Source organism: Trabulsiella odontotermitis, from assembly GCF_001188485.1.
Lineage (GTDB): Bacteria > Pseudomonadota > Gammaproteobacteria > Enterobacterales > Enterobacteriaceae > Trabulsiella > Trabulsiella odontotermitis_A.
This window is the reverse complement of the sequence record NZ_JNGH01000006.1, coordinates 65,231-81,146: the sequence shown is the minus strand read 5'-3', so window position 1 is coordinate 81,146 and position 15,916 is coordinate 65,231. Positions and strand designations below refer to the sequence as shown.

Here is a 15,916-nt window from a genome sequence, read left to right as displayed (position 1 = left end):
GTCACTCCTTCACGGTGAGTGAGGGGATCAACCGACGATAATCATTTAACCCCGGATGGCGCAGATACTGCTTTTCCGCCAGCCCGGAATCGGGGTTGGTCACGCCCAGACAATAACGAATGCCAAACTGAGCAGCCGCGTCCAGAATGGGTTCACTGTCGTCGATAAACAGCGTTTTTTGCGCCGAAAGCCCCGTCTCTTCCGCCACCGCCTGCCACAACCGCTGATCCTCTTTCGGATAACCAAATGTGTGGGTGGAAAGTAATAAATCAAGGTGCGAGGCGAGACCGGTATGTTCGAGCTTCACCGCCAGATTGTGCGGATGCGCGTTGGTCAGCAAAATGCGGCGTTTACCGCTGGACTTCAGCGCATCCAGAAATGGCACGGTATCGTCACGCAGCACCGCCTGCGGTCCTTGCGCAGTGGTCATCGCACAAATGTCCAGACCGAGACGGTCGCTCCAGTAGTCCAGACAGTACCAGTTTAGCGTATGCTGAACCGCGTGATACTCCTTGCGGATCACCGCCTGGGCTTCCGTCGGGCTGATGCCATGCAGGGCGCCGTAGGTTTCAGGCACCAGTTTTTGCCAGAAGTGATTATCAAAGGCGAGGTCGAGCAGCGTGCCGTCCATATCTAACAGAACGGTATCAACCTCCTGCCAGGCGATGTCAAAATGCATGGTGAAACTCCAGCGAGAAGCAGTGCGCGACAGGGTATCACAACCTGCCGCGCCCTGGTGCTAGTCGTGTGCTTCCTGCGAAGGGAGGAGAACCGGATTATGGCAGCTCTCATAATATTTATGGATCTCTTCCAGGCGCGTGCGGTGGCGTTGATAGCGGCGGATGGCCTGAATACCGCTGTAGATGGCACAGGCCAGCATCGCCAGCATCAGCAGCGTGGTGCCGATGTAGCGCCACAGTCCGGCGCTGTCAGGGATGCGATGTAAATTCACATGGCGTGTGCCGTTGGCGTCGGTATAAATATTGGTGACGATGCCCTCGGCTTTAAACGGCGTATGCATCAGCATTTGCGCCAGCCGCTGGAATTCCCCCCACTGTTCATGGGCGGGGTAATCATAAAGCGCGACCGACGGATAGGGCTGAGAGACCAGATCGCTGCCTTCGTCGCTGCTGATGAGGAACCCACCAGGCGCCGGGCTGTTCAGCGCCTGCGCCGCACGCGCGGTTTCACGCATTACAAACGGTGCGGTAGACGAACTGACCAGGCTGTCCAGCGATTCAGCCTGAACCGGGCGCAGCAGCACGTTTACGCCATCGAGTTTGCCGGAACTGGCGCGACGATTCAGCGCCTCCCAGTCTTTGGTGTTTCCGAGGTTTACCAGCGCGGTTTTAAGGCGCACGCACTCGTCGTCACCCGAGCAGAGATCCTGTGTTTTCAGCACGATATCTGCGAAGTCATCCAACAACACCATGCCTGATTTTTGAATCGCTGAGCGCAGTGCCGGGCTGACGCGTGAGCTGTCGTCCGGCGACGGATGCAACTGGCGGTTCACTGCCTGTACCAGCGCCGTCGCCCGGGTGACGATTTCTGATTCCGGCAGCGGCAGCGGCGGTGCGTCGTTCCAGATGATTTGCGAGCAGTCAAACGGCATAAACGGCGAGTTTTCCTGCGCGGTCCAGCTCCCCGGTGAATGAATGTTACACATCCCGGTACCGCGAAGGCGCAGCGTATCGCCCACGCGCAGGCCAGACTCTTCCAGCTGATTGACCGTGGTGGCTTCAATGGTCTGCGCGCCTTTCAGCCACGACAGCGTAAATTTAAACGGCATGTTGAGCGGCACGCTGATCCACAACATCACCACCACTAACAGCGCGCCGCCTGCAATCACCGCGCTGCGCAGCCAGTGCTGCAACGGGAAGTTGCGCACTTCATCATGCAGCGACAAAAAGCGCCCCTGACGCACCACGTTGCGGTCGAGATAAATATCGATATCGGTTTGCTGGCCGAGATCATTGGCAATCCACGGCTGCCAGTGGCGCGGGTAAATCAGGTCAATAATGCCCAGCGAGATATTATTGAGCTGTTCCTGGTTATTTTCGCCAAACAGCCCCCAGCGTTTCGGCGTACCGCGCAGGCAGTGGATCTCGCGCAGCGTGGTTTTTGCCGGTGGCGCAAAAAGCCCCCACAGCCCTGCCGCCAGCAGCAGGATAGCGCCGCCGAGCAGCCACGGCACGAATACGTCCGGCGCCAGCAGGCAGAAATAGGCAAGCAGGAACGCGCCGACAATCAGCACCGCTTCGCGCAGCCCGTCGGGGCGGCTCAGGGCGTGTTCTTCGCGGGTCTCCTGGCGAATATTCAGCAGCTCAATCTGCTCGCTCTCTTCACCACGAATCGAGGCCTGCGTTGATGACGTTTTCTCCAGCGCATATTTATGGGCTTCGTGGCGGTAATCGCCGAGTGTATGGCCGTTGAGCGAAATAACCAGCGGCAGCGAGTCGGTATAAATCAGTTCAACGCTGTTTTCGTCATTGATGTACTGCTCCCAGAACGGGGGCAGGTGGACTTCAACCGCGTCGAGGAAATAGCGCCATTTGTTGGGATCGTCGGTGGTGATGCCGTAGCGGGTGATGGACTGGGTAACGGAGTAAACCGTACCGCTTTGCGCGTTAAGGGTCATCGCCACCGGCGCGACGCTGGCACCCGATGCCGGAACCTGCTGAACGCGGCTCAACCCCTCGAGGTAATTTTCAACCGCGGTGCGCTCTTCTTCGGTGAGCTTACGTGACGCTGCCCCGACAAACGCGTGTAGCCAGGGAAGGCGGCGGCGCTGCGGGCGGCGCAGGAAAAGCCATCCTGCCAACACGACACAGGCCACTAGCAGAGCGAAGAAGATTAAAATTGTGCCCATGCGTTTCCTATCTTACTTTTTCTTACAGGTTTCGTTGGTTGCAAAGTTACAGTTAACGTGAGCCCGTAGGTAGCTATCGGCACGTATCGCGTAGATCCTGAAAGGTTAATTGCACTTAATCGCAGTTCGCGAGCTTACCAGAGCAATCCCCGGGGGAATATCAGCAAATTCTCAATTCAATTTCAACCTCTTGACTTTTGTGTGTAAATAGGGGATTGATTATGCAGGTTACGAAAATGTAAATAAACGGCAATTCGGATTGCCGAAACCGTGCAGCCTGTCGCACAATGATGCCTGTCATCACTGCAAAGACCCCATCACAATGAGCAAATCATTACAAAAGCCCACCATACTTAATGTCGAAACCGTTGCACGCTCGCGTCTTTTTAATGTCGAAAGTGTGGATCTGGAGTTCAGCAATGGCGTGCGCCGCGTCTATGAACGCATGCGTCCGTCCAGCCGGGAAGCGGTAATGATCGTGCCAATTGTTGATGACCATCTGATCCTGATCCGTGAATATGCTGTTGGTACCGAATCCTACGAATTGGGGTTTTCAAAAGGGCTGATCGATCCGGGCGAAAGCGTCTTTGAAGCGGCGAACCGCGAACTGAAAGAAGAGGTGGGTTTCGGGGCGCAGGATCTAACGTTCCTGAAAAAGTTGAGCATGGCGCCGTCCTATTTCTCCAGCAAAATGAATATTGTGGTCGCGGAAAACCTCTATCCGGAATCGCTGCCCGGCGATGAACCCGAGCCGCTGCCACAGGTGCGCTGGCCGCTGGCGAATGTGATGGGGCTACTGGAAGAGCCGGATTTCAACGAAGCCCGCAACGTCAGCGCGCTGTTCCTCGTTCGGGAATGGCTGAAAGCGCAGGGGCGGTTGTAACAGAGAAAGAAAAAAGGCGCCAGCGGCGCCTTTTTTGATCAGAATAGTTCGTGGGTTTCACCGTTGTCGATAATGGTCGTTCCCACCTCACGCACCGCCTGATGGGTCGGCTGCGTGCCTGTTGCCGCCGCTGGCCAGTTGCCCGGTGTAGCGGTCAATATTCACGGTTACTACGCCTGGCGGTGGCGTCAGCGGTTGTTCCGGTACGCCATCCAGCACCACTTTCATGAAATCGTCCCACGCCGGTTGCGCGCTCTTGGCCCCACCTTCGTAACCGGAAATCTGATCTTTAATCGCCCCGGACGCGGTGGTGCGCCCCAGATCGCGGCGGTGATCGTCGAAGCCAATCCATACCGACGTCACGACATCCGGGCCGTAACCGGAGAACCAGGCATCTTTCGAGCTGTTGGTAGTGCCAGTTTTACCGCCGATGTCGTTGCGCTTCAGGTCACGACCTGCGCGCCAGCCGGTGCCCTGCCAGCCCGGCTCGCCAAAAATGTTGGTGTTCAGCGCGCTCTTGATCAGGAACGACAGCGGCGTGCTGATGACGTGCGGGGCATATTCCTGGCCGCCGCTCTGCGCGACCAGCGCCTGATTTGCCTGCTCAAGCTGCGGCTGCGGCACCGTCGAGTTTCGCGGCTCCAGAGACGTCGCCACGTCTTCAACGTCTTTGTTTTCCAGCACGTCAGATTTGGCGGTATCGCCGTAAATCACCGGCAAATTACACTCGGCGCAGGCAATTTTCGGCTTCGCCTCGAAAATCACGCCGCCCTGATCGTTTTCGATTTTGGCGATGAAGTACGGGTCCACCAGGAAGCCGCCGTTCGCCATCACCGAATAACCGCGCGCGACCTGCAGCGGCGTGAACGACGCGGAACCCAGCGCCAGCGATTCAGTATGCACAATGTTCTGCGCCGGGAAGCCGAAGCGCTGCAGATACTCAGCGGCATAATCGACGCCCATGGCGCGCATCGCGCGAACCATCACCACGTTTTTCGACTGGCCCAGACCCTGACGCAGACGAATCGGACCGGCATATTCCGCAGGCGAGTTTTTAGGTCGCCAGTCGGAGCCTGCCCCGGCGTCCCAGCGGGAAATCGGCACATCGTTGNNTGCTCGCCAGCGTCAGCCCTTTGTCCATCGCGGCGGTGTAGAGGAACGGCTTGATGTTCGAGCCGACCTGGCGCAGCGCCTGAGTGGCACGGTTAAACTTGCTCTGGTTGAAATCGAACCCGCCCACCAGCGCGATAATCGCGCCGTTTTGCGGATTGATGGAAACCAGCGCGGAGTTGACGTCCGGCACCTGCGCCAGCCACCAGCTGTCATTCACGCGACGCACCCAGATCTGCTGCCCCGCCTGCACGGCGTCCGTCACTTTACGCGGCGTGGTGCCCTGCAACGTATCCGAGCGGTACGGACGCGCCCAGCGGATGCCTTCCATACGTAATGAAATCGAGGTGCCGTCGGCCATCATCGCCGTCGCTTCCTGCGGATCCGCCGCCGTCACCACCGCCGCAGAGAGCGGCCCGTACGTCGGCAGGCTCTTCAACGAATCGATAATCCTTTTGCTGTCCCATGCGGCTTCACCCACTTTCCACAGCACGTTCGACGGGCCGCGATAGCCGTGGCGCATGTCGTAATCCATCACGTTTTTGCGCAGCGCATCCTGAGCGGCGAGCTGCGTTTTACGGGTAATGGTGGTGTAGATGCGATAGCCGTCTTCGTACGCTTGTTCACCATAGCGGGTGACCATCTCCTGACGCACCATTTCAGTCAGGTACGGCGCGGAAAAGGCGATTTCCGGGGTGTGGTAGCTGGCGTCGATAGGCTCGCGGAACGCCTGATCGTACTGCGTCTGGGTGATGTAGCCTTCGCTCAGCATGCGCGACAGCACCACGTTGCGGCGGGCGGTGGCGCGCTCCATCGAGTAGAGCGGGTTGAAGGTCGATGGCGCTTTTGGCAAACCGGCAATCATCGCCATTTCGCTGAGATTCAGTTGCTCAACGGACTTGCCAAAATAAACCTGCGCCGCCGCACCCACGCCATACGCACGATAGCCGAGATAGATTTTGTTCAAGTAGAGCTCGAGGATCTCATCTTTATTCAGCAGTTGCTCAATGCGGATGGCCAGGAACACTTCCTTAATTTTACGCATCAGCGTTTTTTCAGGGCTTAAGAAGAAGTTACGCGCCAACTGCTGCGTGATAGTACTCGCCCCTTGCGACGCATGCCCTGAGAACAACGCCACGCTGGCAGCACGGAAAATCCCCACCGGATCGACGCCGTGATGCTCGTAAAAGCGGCTGTCTTCGGTGGCGATAAACGCTTTCACCAGCTGTGGCGGCATCTGGCTCAGCGTGACCGGAATGCGGCGCTTCTCACCATACTGGGCAATTAACTCGCCGTCGGCGCTGTAGACCTGCATTGGAATTTGCAGGCGCACGTCTTTGAGCGTCGCAACATCAGGGAGTTGTGGCTCTACATATTTGTAGAGACCGTAGATCGAGCCTGCTCCCAGCAGAATGCAACAGACTGCAAGGATCAATAAATACTTTACGAACTTCACCGGAGAATTCCCATTAAGTTTCACTTGGGCAGTTTATAAGCAAACGCGCGGTAGTATAAAGGCAAGCCTGATGCATTGATAGCCGTTAAGGTGACGGCGGATAAGGAGATCGCAAATATGTCATTCAGGTGCTGGCAGGTGGGTTTGCATATTCAGCATGAGCGGATCGTAATTGTGGCGTTGCAGCGCGAGCGTGTGGGCTGGTCGCTGCGCCGCTGGTGGTCGGTTCCGTTACCCGATGGCGCGGTGGATCGCGGCATTGTTATCCAGCCCGACGGCATAGTTAACGTCCTGAGAGACTGGCGGTGCGAATTGCCGCTTCAGCATCAGGTGGCGATGGCATTTCCTGCGGCAAGGACGCTGCAAAAAGCGATTCCACGCCCCGCGCTGACGCTTCGCGAGCGGGACTCCACCCAATGGGTGGTGAGCAATACGGCGAAGCGGATGGAAATGGACGCCGCCGCGCTCTGTTTTGATTACACGCCCGACGAGACACAGCGTGAATATCGTGTGACGGTGGCCCAGCAGCGTGAAGTCGTCGCGCTGCAACAGGTAGCGCAAAAACTCAATCTGCAGGTGGCCGCCATTACGCCGGACGCCAGCGCCCTGCATTACTTCCTCCCTTATCTGGATCTACCGGAGCAGGGCGTGGTCTGGCGTGATGCCGACGCCTGGCTGTGGGCAACGGATAAAAGCTGGGGCGCGACAGGATTTTCACAGGCGGCATCGTTCGATGAGCTGCATTCGCAGGTTCAACAGCCGCTGACGCTCTGTACGGCGCAATCTGCGGCACAACCGCATATCGACCCGTGGAGCATTATCGTCAAACGTCAGCCGCCGCTACCGCCCGACGGTGATGCTTTCGCGGTCGCTATCGCGCTGGCGCTGGGAGCACATACATGGTGATGCATCAGGTGAATTTCCTTCCCTGGCGCGAGCGCCGACAACGACGTTGCTTGCGGTTCTGGGTGCTGATAATTGTCGGCAGTTTACTGGTGATGACGCTCGCCTGGCTGATGACCCACCTTACGCTGGAAAACGCGCACCGCATTGCGGCACTGCATGCGGCGGCAAACCGAGACCTGCAGCAGGTGCTGGCGCAGCGCGAAAAACCGCTCCGGCAGGCGTTACAGCAGGCCAACGACCGCCTGCAGTGGCAGGCACGGCACGCAAGAACGCAGGCATGGCAACCCCGGTTGCAGGCGGTCGCCGCGCGCTTCCCCGAACAGGCGTGGCTGACTGAATTGACGTGGCAAAACACTACCCTGACGCTAAACGGTCAGACGACCGCGTTTACCGCACTCGCCGACCTGAACGATGCGTTGCGGGAACTGCCAGGGCTGAAACCGGCGAAGGCCGGGAAAACCGGGCGTGATGCGCAGGGGCGCTGGCAATTCACCCTGCGGCTGGAGGGTGCGGANGGCCGCCGCGTTCAGTATTCGCCCGGCGAACGGCAGGCTGCGGCTGACGCTCCAGCTGGAGGTGATGGATGGCGAGTAAACCGGTCCTGATCGCCCTGCTGCCGTTGCTCATGGGGATGCGCGACCCGTTTGCGCCGCCGGTTGACCGCTGCCATACGCAGCAACTGACGCAGTGGCATTACCTGGGGAGCATCGGCCACATGCAACGACGCATCGGCCTGTTAAAAGACGGCGAGGGAAAATGGCATCGGGTGGAGTCGGGCATGCCGTTTGAAACCGGCTGGCGGGTGCTGGACATCACCGAAAAAAAGATAACCGTCAGGACCGGCGAAGGGTGCGACCCTGCCCTCTGGACATGGATCAAGGAAGGAAAAAACGATGAAAGTATGGATAAGCCTGTGGACCTGCCTGCTGGCACCGATGGCGCTGGCCGAAAAAAACGTCTCGCTGGTGGTTGATGAAGTCCCCGTCGCGCAGGTGCTGCAAAGCCTTGCCGCGCTGGATCAGCGCAATCTGGTGGTGGCACCGGAGGTCAGCGGGGTAATTTCGCTGCATCTGCAAAACCTCCCCTGGAAACAGGCGCTACAAACGGTGGTAAACAGCGCCGGTCTGGTGCTGTCGCAGGAGGGGCGGGTGCTCTACGTGCATTCGCAGTCATGGCAAAAAGAGAAGCAGGCGCAGCGCGAGGCGAAAAGCGCCAGGCAACAGCTCAGCGCGCCGCTGATGGGGCAGAGCGTTCCGCTGGAATACGCTGATGCCGCAGAGCTGGCAAAGGCCGGGGAAAAACTGCTCTCGCCACGCGGTAGCCTGACGGTGGATAAGCGCCTGAACCGGCTGGTGATCCGCGATGATAAAAGCCATGCTCAGGCGCTGATGGCGTGGGCAAAAGAGATGGATCTGCCGGTCGGCCAGGTGGAGCTGGCGGCGCATATCGTCACCATCAATGAAAAAAGCCTTCGGGAGTTGGGCGTTAAATGGAGCCTGGCGGAGGCGGAAGGCGCTGTTGGGAGCGGAAAGCTCACCACGCTTGGCAGCGATCTGTCCGTCGCCGATGCGCCCACCCGCGTGGGATTTAATATCGGCCATATTAATGGACGGCTGCTTGAGCTTGAGCTGTCCGCGCTGGAGCAAAAACAGAAGGTGGATATCATCGCCAGCCCGCGCTTGCTGGCCTCACACCTGCAGCCTGCCAGTATCAAGCAAGGTAGCGAAATTCCGTATCAGGTCTCCAGTGGCGAAAGCGGCGCTACCTCGGTGGAGTTCAAAGAGGCAGTGTTGGGGATGGAAGTGACGCCAACGGTGTTGCAGAACAACCGTGTGCGACTAAAGTTACGGATTAGCGAAAATATGCCAGGTCAGGTGCTTCAGCAGGCCGATGGCGAAGTGCTGGCGATTGATAAGCAGGAAATTGAAACGCAAGTGGAAGTGAAAAGTGGCGAAACGCTGGCATTGGGCGGCATATTCTCGCAAAAGAACAAATCCGCGCGCGACAGTATTCCGCTACTCGGTGACATCCCCTGGCTTGGGCAGCTCTTTCGTCACGACGAGAAAGATAATGAACGCCGCGAGCTGGTGGTCTTTATCACCCCGCGTATTGTTTCTGTTCAGTAAGCAGCAAGCCAGACGGCTTTTTTGCGCTGAACACGTTTCAGGTGTTTGACGTACGGATGGATTTAGCATACAAGGGGTACCGATTTTGAGCGTCAGTGGCGCGCCCATCCCTGAAGTGGGTATGCCCGTAGCCCGGTGATCTTTACTGTTGCCAAACCCGCCGGAGTATTGAGATAATTTTTAGTCTGACTCTCGCACTATCGCATATGAGGTTTCAGTTCATGTCCCACTGCGCAGGATGTAAGCGCCGTGGGTTTACCATTAACGAATAGTCTTAGTAGTACCGAAAAAATGGCAGAGAAACGCAATATCTTTCTGGTTGGGCCTATGGGTGCCGGCAAAAGCACTATTGGGCGCCAGTTAGCTCAACAACTCAACATGGAATTTTACGATTCTGATCAAGAGATTGAGAAACGCACTGGTGCAGATGTAGGCTGGGTCTTCGATGTAGAAGGCGAAGAAGGTTTCCGCGATCGTGAAGAAAAGATCATCAACGAACTCACGGAAAAACAGGGTATTGTGCTGGCCACTGGCGGCGGCTCTGTAAAATCCCGCGAAACCCGTAATCGTCTCTCCGCACGCGGTGTGGTCGTTTACCTGGAAACCACTATCGAAAAGCAACTGGCTCGCACTCAGCGCGATAAAAAACGCCCTCTGCTGCAGGTGGAAACGCCGCCGCGCGAGGTGCTTGAAGCGCTGGCTGACGAACGTAATCCGCTGTACGAAGAGATCGCTGACGTGACGATCCGTACTGACGATCAGAGCGCAAAAGTCGTCGCAAACCAGATCGTCCATATGCTGGAAAGCAACTGATTCTGGCAAAAGAAAACGCCAGCGAAAAACAAGCAAATAAGGTGGATGCGCGGAGCGTAGTTACCCGATCACCATCGCGGCGGGTTTGTTCGACGAACCCGCATCGTTCCTGCCACTGAAATCAGGCGATCAGGTCATGCTGGTCACCAATGAAACGCTGGCACCGCTGTATCTGGACCATCTCCGCTCCGTGCTTGAAAACGCGGGCGTGAAGGTTGACAGCGTCATCCTTCCTGATGGCGAGCAGTACAAAAGCCTGACCGTAATGGACCAGGTGTTTACCGCTCTCCTGCAAAAACCCCATGGCCGTGACACAACGCTGGTGGCGTTGGGTGGCGGCGTGGTGGGCGATCTGAGCGGTTTTGCAGCGGCCAGCTATCAGCGTGGCGTGCGCTTTATTCAGGTGCCAACCACGCTGCTGTCACAGGTCGATTCCTCTGTTGGCGGCAAAACGGCCGTTAACCATCCGCTCGGCAAAAACATGATTGGCGCCTTCTGGCAACCCGCGTCTGTGGTTATCGATCTGAACTGCCTGAAAACCTTGCCGCAGCGTGAACTCTCCTCAGGTCTTGCAGAAGTGATCAAGTACGGCATTATTCTTGATGGCGACTTTTTTGACTGGCTGGAACAGAATATTGATGCGCTGATGGCGCTGGATGAAAAAGCAATGGCGTACTGTATTCGCCGTTGTTGTGAACTGAAAGCCGAAGTTGTTGCGGCAGACGAGCGCGAAACCGGCTTACGTGCTTTACTGAATCTGGGGCAGGGCGAAGCCGGGGCAGCCGGTATGGTGATGGCGGCGCATGCTTCTGAACGTCTTGGGCAGTTTAACGCTCAGGATACGCAGCGTATCATTGCGTTGCTCAAGCGGGCAGGGCTTCCGGTAACGGGGCCGCGGGAGATGTCTGCGCAGGCGTATTTGCCTCACATGATGCGTGATAAAAAAGTACTGGCTGGCGAGCTGCGCCTGGTGTTGCCGCTGGCGATAGGGAAAAGTGAAGTACGCGGCGGAGTGTCGCACGAGGTGGTTTTAGACGCGATTGCTGATACTCAGCAGGAGCACGAATAAAAAAGTCAGTTTCAGGCGATGTGCGTTTGTTCCAGGCACACGCCTTTTAGTGGGGTGTTAAATGGATGAATTCAAACCAGAAGACGAGCTGAAACCCGATCCCAGCGATCGTCGTGCTGGTCGTTCTCGTCAGTCTTCCGACCGCGAAAACGAGCCACAGATCAACTTTGATGATGTGGACTTTGATGCGGACGATCGTCGTCCGACGCGCGCCCGCCGTGCGCGTGAAGAGGAAGAAGAATATTACGAATCTGACGACGAGTATGAAGAGCAGGACGCTCCCCTTGAGCGCCGCCCACGTCATCGTAAAAAAGCCGCTGCCAGCAAACCGGCCTCTCGCCAGTACATCATGATGGGTCTGGGGATCCTGGTTCTGTTGCTGCTGATTATCGGCATCGGCTCTGCGCTGAAAGCACCATCCTCCCCATCCTCAAACGAACAAACCGCGTCTACCGAGCGTAATATCGATCTTTCTGGTAGTAACGCCAGCAATGCGACCGATCAGGCGAACGGTGCGCAGCCAGCGCCGGGTGATGCCGCCGGTGGCCAGACGTCAGGCAATACGCCGCAGGACGTTTCCGTACCGCCAATCGCGTCTACCCCGACGCAGGGACAGGTGAACACCGCGCCGGAAGGCCAGCAGCGTGTGGAAGTGCAGGGCGACCTGAACAACGCGCTGACGCAGCAGCAAGGTCAGATTGACAACGCCGCGACGGCCTCCACGTTACCGACTGAACCGGCTACCGTGGCGCCAGTGCGTAACGGTACCGCGGGTACCACCGGTACTGCACCGCGCCAGACGGCAGCCACCGAACCGGCACCGCGTCAGACGACAACGCCTGCCCGCCCGGAACGCAAACAGGCCGTGATTGAAGCGAAGCCGCAAACGAAACCGCAGGCAACCGCGAAAACCACCACCAGCGAACCGAAACCGGTCGCGCAGCCGAAACCGACCAGCACCCCGGCGAAAACGCCAGCGGTGACGNTAAAGCCACTACACCCTGCAGCTCAGCAGTTCGTCGAACTACAACAACCTGAATGGTTGGGCGAAGAAAGAGAACCTGAAAAATTACGTCGTCTACGAGACTACCCGTAACGGTCAGCCGTGGTATGTGCTGGTGAGTGGTGTTTATGCTTCGAAAGATGACGCGAAACGTGCGGTCGCCACGCTGCCTGCCGATGTTCAGGCAAAAAATCCGTGGGCAAAACCACTGCATCAGGTCCAGGCCGATCTGAAATAATGCGGGCCAAAAGCCTGAAGCGCAGGATGCTGTCGGAGCCCTTCTCCACAGCCGGAGAATGTGTAAGTAGCCAGACAGCATGAAAAAAAATCGCGCTTTTTTGAAATGGGCAGGGGGAAAATACCCTCTGCTCGACGACATCAAAAAGCATTTGCCGAAAGGCGAGTGCCTGATTGAGCCTTTTGTGGGCGCCGGGTCGGTGTTTCTCAACACCGACTTTTCTCGTTATATCCTTGCGGATATCAACAGCGATCTGATCAGTCTCTATAACATCGTTAAGACGCAAACGGAAACGTACGTCACGGCCGCGCGTGAAATGTTTACGCCAGTGACCAACACCTCCGAGGTGTACTATCAGTTTCGTGAAGAATTTAATCAATGTCAGGATCCGCTTCGACGCGCGGTGCTGTTTTTGTATCTGAACCGGCATGGTTACAATGGTTTGTGCCGTTACAACCTGAAGGGTGAGTTTAACGTGCCGTTTGGCCGTTATAAAAAACCTTACTTCCCGGAAGCTGAGTTGTACCATTTTGCGCAAAAGGCGCAGAATGCCTTTTTCTATTGCGAGTCCTACGCCGACAGCCTGGCTCGCGCCGACAACAAAACCGTTGTCTATTGCGATCCGCCGTACGCGCCGCTTTCCGCGACCGCTAACTTTACGGCGTATCACACAAACAGCTTTAGCCTGGAGCAGCAGGCGCATCTGGCGCGGCTCGCGGAAGGGCTGGTGAATAATCACATTCCGGTGTTGATTTCTAACCATGATACGGCGCTGACGCGCGAATGGTATCAACTGGCCAAACTGCACGTCGTGAAGGTACGACGCAGTATCAGCAGTAATGGTGGCACACGTAAAAAGGTGGACGAACTGCTGGCGCTGTACCGCCCAGCCAACGTATCGGCCGCTAAAAAATAACGCTTGCGCCGGCCTGCCCGGCGCGCAAGGAGATGCGGATGAAACAGTATTTGATTGCCCCCTCAATTCTGTCGGCTGATTTTGCCCGCCTGGGTGAAGACACCGCGAAAGCCCTGGCCGCCGGTGCGGATGTCGTTCATTTCGACGTTATGGATAACCACTACGTTCCGAACCTGACCTTCGGCCCGACGGTGCTGAAATCGCTGCGCAAATACGGCATCACCGCCCCGGTTGACGTGCATCTGATGGTCAAACCGGTCGATCGCATTATTCCTGATTTTGCCGCAGCGGGCGCCAGTATTATTACTTTCCACCCGGAAGCCTCCGAACATGTCGACCGCTCCCTGCAATTGATCAAAGAAAACGGCTGTAAAGCGGGGCTGGTGTTTAACCCGGCCACGCCGCTGACCTATCTTGATCACGTGATGGATAAGCTCGACGTCATCCTGCTGATGTCGGTTAACCCGGGCTTTGGCGGTCAGTCGTTTATCCCCCATACGCTGGAAAAACTGCGCGAAGTACGCCGCCGCATTGATGCGTCAGGTTATGACATTCGTCTCGAAGTGGACGGTGGTGTTAAGGTAAGCAATATCGCGGAAATCGCCGCAGCAGGCGCCGATATGTTTGTGGCCGGTTCCGCTATCTTCGATCAGCCAGACTACAAAAAAGTGGTTGATGAAATGCGTAGTGAACTGGCAAAGGTACGTCATGATTGATATGCAGTTGATAAAAGGCGTTGCGTTCGATCTGGACGGGACGCTGGTGGATAGTGCTCCGGGGCTCACTGCCGCTGTTGACAGCGCGCTGTATGCGCTGGAGTTGCCGGTGGCAGGTGAAGAACGCGTCATTACCTGGATCGGCAACGGTGCCGACGTGCTGATGCAACGCGCCCTGACCTGGGCGCGGCAGGAACGCGCGACGCTGCGCGCCACGATGGGAAAACCGTCGGTGGATGGCAGTGATATCCCCGAAGAAGAGCAGATTCGTATTCTGCGTAAGCTGTTTGACCGCTACTATGCAGAGCATGCCGAAGCGGGCAGTTTCCTGTTCCCGGCCGTCGCCGAAACGCTTGGCGCGTTACATGCCCACGGGCTGCCGCTGGCGCTGGTGACCAACAAACCGACGCCGTTCGTCGCGCCCATCCTTGACGCGCTGGGCATCGCGCATCTCTTTGACGTGATCATTGGCGGCGACGATGTGCAGAACAAGAAACCGCACCCCGAACCGCTGCTGCTGGTGGCTGAGCGTTTACGTCTCGCGCCGGAAGCATTGCTTTTTGTCGGCGATTCCCGCAATGATATTCTTGCGGCGAAGGCCGCCGGTTGCCGTTCCGTCGGACTGACCTATGGCTACAACTATGGCGAATCGATCGAGCTCAGCGAACCCGATGTAATTTTCGATCGTTTCGATGAACTACTGCCCGTATTCGGGCTTCCGTACAGTGAACATCAGGAAATGAAAAATGACTAAGCCCGTTGTTTTTAGTGGCGCACAGCCCTCAGGTGAATTGACCATTGGCAACTATATGGGTGCGCTGCGTCAGTGGGTGAACATGCAGGACGACTATCACTGTATTTACTGCATCGTTGACCAGCACGCTATCACCGTGCGTCAGGATCCACAGCAGTTGCGGAAAGCAACGCTGGACACCCTGGCGCTGTATCTGGCCTGTGGCATTGACCCGGAAAAAAGCACGATTTTCGTGCAGTCTCACGTCCCGGAACATGCGCAACTGAGCTGGGCGCTGAACTGCTACACCTATTTCGGTGAGCTGAGCCGCATGACGCAGTTTAAGGATAAATCAGCCCGTTACGCGGAAAACATCAACGCCGGTCTGTTTGACTACCCGGTGCTGATGGCGGCAGACATTCTGCTGTACCAGACCAATATGGTGCCGGTGGGTGAAGATCAGAAACAGCATCTGGAACTGAGCCGCGATGTCGCCCAGCGCTTTAACGCCATCTATGGCGATATCTTCAAAGTGCCTGAGCCGTTTATTCCGAAATCCGGCGCGCGCGTGATGTCGCTGCTGGAGCCGACCAAAAAAATGTCCAAGTCGGACGATAACCGCAACAACGTGATCGGCCTGTTGGAAGATCCGAAATCGGTAGTGAAGAAAATCAAACGTGCGGTCACAGACTCCGACGAGCCGCCGGTGGTGCGTTATGACCTGCAGAACAAAGCCGGGGTTTCCAACCTGCTGGATATTCTCTCTGCGGTCACCGGGCAGAGTATTCCTGAGCTGGAGCAGCACTTCGAAGGCAAAATGTACGGTCACCTCAAAACGGAAGTGGCCGATGCCGTCGCCGGTATGCTGGGCGAGCTGCAGGAGCGTTATCACCGCTACCGCAACGACGAAGCTTTCCTGCAACAGGTGATGAAAGCCGGTGCTGAGAAAGCGCGCGAGCGGGCGTCTGCCACGCTGAAATCGGTGTACGACGCCATTGGTTTTGTCGCGCATCCGTAAGTAATGACAGTAAAAAAACCGGGGAAACCCGGTTTTTTTATATCCTGCGCTGGCGACGTG

General features: G+C 57.0%; 13 protein-coding genes and 2 pseudogenes. 12 read left to right on the top strand and 3 right to left on the bottom strand.

Features of this window, described 5'->3' with window-relative positions; translation table 11 throughout:
• Position 1 precedes the first annotated feature (1 nt).
• Both yrfG and GM30_RS00530 read right to left on the bottom strand, forming a co-directional pair.
• Positions 2–679: a GMP/IMP nucleotidase gene (yrfG, locus tag GM30_RS00535; protein WP_049847070.1), complete on the bottom strand. Its 678-nt coding sequence runs from the start codon at positions 677–679 to the stop codon at positions 2–4.
• A 60-nt stretch (positions 680–739) separates the two neighbouring features.
• Positions 740–2,869: an intracellular growth attenuator family protein gene (locus GM30_RS00530; RefSeq protein ID WP_049847069.1), complete on the bottom strand. Its 2,130-nt coding sequence runs from the start codon at positions 2,867–2,869 to the stop codon at positions 740–742.
• Between the two features lie 322 nt (positions 2,870–3,191).
• Between GM30_RS00530 and nudE the strand changes: the two genes are divergently transcribed.
• Positions 3,192–3,752, top strand: coding sequence for an ADP compounds hydrolase NudE (gene nudE / locus GM30_RS00525; RefSeq protein ID WP_049847089.1), 561 nt, complete (start codon positions 3,192–3,194; stop codon positions 3,750–3,752).
• Between the two features lie 38 nt (positions 3,753–3,790).
• Here the strand turns inward: nudE and mrcA are convergent.
• Positions 3,791–6,318: pseudogene (mrcA, locus tag GM30_RS00520) on the bottom strand (peptidoglycan glycosyltransferase/peptidoglycan DD-transpeptidase MrcA).
• 117 nt (positions 6,319–6,435) lie between these two features.
• Here mrcA and GM30_RS00515 point away from each other — a divergent pair.
• The 11 genes and pseudogenes from GM30_RS00515 (at position 6,436) to trpS (ending at position 15,856) form a co-directional block, all read left to right on the top strand.
• Positions 6,436–7,224: a type IV pilus biogenesis protein PilM gene (locus GM30_RS00515; protein ID WP_049847068.1), complete on the top strand. Its 789-nt coding sequence runs from the start codon at positions 6,436–6,438 to the stop codon at positions 7,222–7,224.
• Entirely contained in the window at positions 7,218–7,829 is a 612-nt protein-coding gene (locus GM30_RS00510; RefSeq protein ID WP_049847067.1) for a PilN domain-containing protein, read from the top strand. Before GM30_RS00515 ends, GM30_RS00510 begins: the two co-directional genes overlap by 7 nt.
• A complete protein-coding gene (locus GM30_RS00505) occupies positions 7,808–8,197 on the top strand; it encodes a HofP DNA utilization family protein (RefSeq protein ID WP_049847066.1) in 390 nt (129 codons plus the stop codon). Before GM30_RS00510 ends, GM30_RS00505 begins: the two co-directional genes overlap by 22 nt.
• Complete coding sequence (gene hofQ / locus GM30_RS00500; RefSeq protein WP_049847065.1) at positions 8,118–9,350, top strand: DNA uptake porin HofQ; 1,233 nt, start codon at positions 8,118–8,120, stop codon at positions 9,348–9,350. The genes GM30_RS00505 and hofQ overlap by 80 nt, the downstream gene beginning before the upstream one ends.
• A gap of 291 nt (positions 9,351–9,641) precedes the next feature.
• On the top strand, positions 9,642–10,163 hold the full coding sequence (aroK, locus tag GM30_RS00495) for a shikimate kinase AroK (protein WP_049847064.1): 522 nt from the start codon (positions 9,642–9,644) through the stop codon (positions 10,161–10,163).
• Positions 10,164–10,230: 67 nt separating this feature from the next.
• Positions 10,231–11,232 carry a 3-dehydroquinate synthase family protein gene (locus GM30_RS00490; protein WP_072093981.1) on the top strand — a complete coding sequence of 334 codons (1,002 nt, stop codon included), beginning with the start codon at positions 10,231–10,233 and terminating at the stop codon, positions 11,230–11,232.
• Between the two features lie 61 nt (positions 11,233–11,293).
• A pseudogene (gene damX, locus GM30_RS00485) lies at positions 11,294–12,473 on the top strand (cell division protein DamX).
• Between the two features lie 79 nt (positions 12,474–12,552).
• Positions 12,553–13,389 carry an adenine-specific DNA-methyltransferase gene (dam, locus tag GM30_RS00480; protein ID WP_049847062.1) on the top strand — a complete coding sequence of 279 codons (837 nt, stop codon included), beginning with the start codon at positions 12,553–12,555 and terminating at the stop codon, positions 13,387–13,389.
• A gap of 38 nt (positions 13,390–13,427) precedes the next feature.
• Positions 13,428–14,105 (top strand): ribulose-phosphate 3-epimerase, encoded by a 678-nt coding sequence (gene rpe / locus GM30_RS00475; protein ID WP_049847061.1) that lies wholly within the window; start codon positions 13,428–13,430, stop codon positions 14,103–14,105.
• Complete coding sequence (gene gph / locus GM30_RS00470; protein ID WP_049847060.1) at positions 14,098–14,859, top strand: phosphoglycolate phosphatase; 762 nt, start codon at positions 14,098–14,100, stop codon at positions 14,857–14,859. Before rpe ends, gph begins: the two co-directional genes overlap by 8 nt.
• The gene (gene trpS, locus GM30_RS00465; RefSeq protein WP_049847059.1) at positions 14,852–15,856 is read left to right on the top strand and encodes a tryptophan--tRNA ligase; all 1,005 of its coding nucleotides are present in this window, start codon (positions 14,852–14,854) and stop codon (positions 15,854–15,856) included. The genes gph and trpS overlap by 8 nt, the downstream gene beginning before the upstream one ends.
• The last annotated feature ends 60 nt before the right edge of the window (positions 15,857–15,916 follow it).

Bases quoted from the DNA above. Each gene is read 5' to 3' on its own strand.
- yrfG (WP_049847070.1), bottom strand. From the start codon at position 679: ATGCATTTTGACATCGCCTGGCAGGAGGTTGATACCGTTCTGTTAGAT.
- GM30_RS00530 (WP_049847069.1), bottom strand. From the start codon at position 2,869: ATGGGCACAATTTTAATCTTCTTCGCTCTGCTAGTGGCCTGTGTCGTG.
- nudE (WP_049847089.1), top strand. From the start codon at position 3,192: ATGAGCAAATCATTACAAAAGCCCACCATACTTAATGTCGAAACCGTT.
- GM30_RS00515 (WP_049847068.1), top strand. From the start codon at position 6,436: ATGTCATTCAGGTGCTGGCAGGTGGGTTTGCATATTCAGCATGAGCGG.
- GM30_RS00505 (WP_049847066.1), top strand. From the start codon at position 7,808: ATGGCGAGTAAACCGGTCCTGATCGCCCTGCTGCCGTTGCTCATGGGG.
- hofQ (WP_049847065.1), top strand. From the start codon at position 8,118: ATGAAAGTATGGATAAGCCTGTGGACCTGCCTGCTGGCACCGATGGCG.
- aroK (WP_049847064.1), top strand. From the start codon at position 9,642: ATGGCAGAGAAACGCAATATCTTTCTGGTTGGGCCTATGGGTGCCGGC.
- dam (WP_049847062.1), top strand. From the start codon at position 12,553: ATGAAAAAAAATCGCGCTTTTTTGAAATGGGCAGGGGGAAAATACCCT.
- rpe (WP_049847061.1), top strand. From the start codon at position 13,428: ATGAAACAGTATTTGATTGCCCCCTCAATTCTGTCGGCTGATTTTGCC.
- gph (WP_049847060.1), top strand. From the start codon at position 14,098: ATGATTGATATGCAGTTGATAAAAGGCGTTGCGTTCGATCTGGACGGG.
- trpS (WP_049847059.1), top strand. From the start codon at position 14,852: ATGACTAAGCCCGTTGTTTTTAGTGGCGCACAGCCCTCAGGTGAATTG.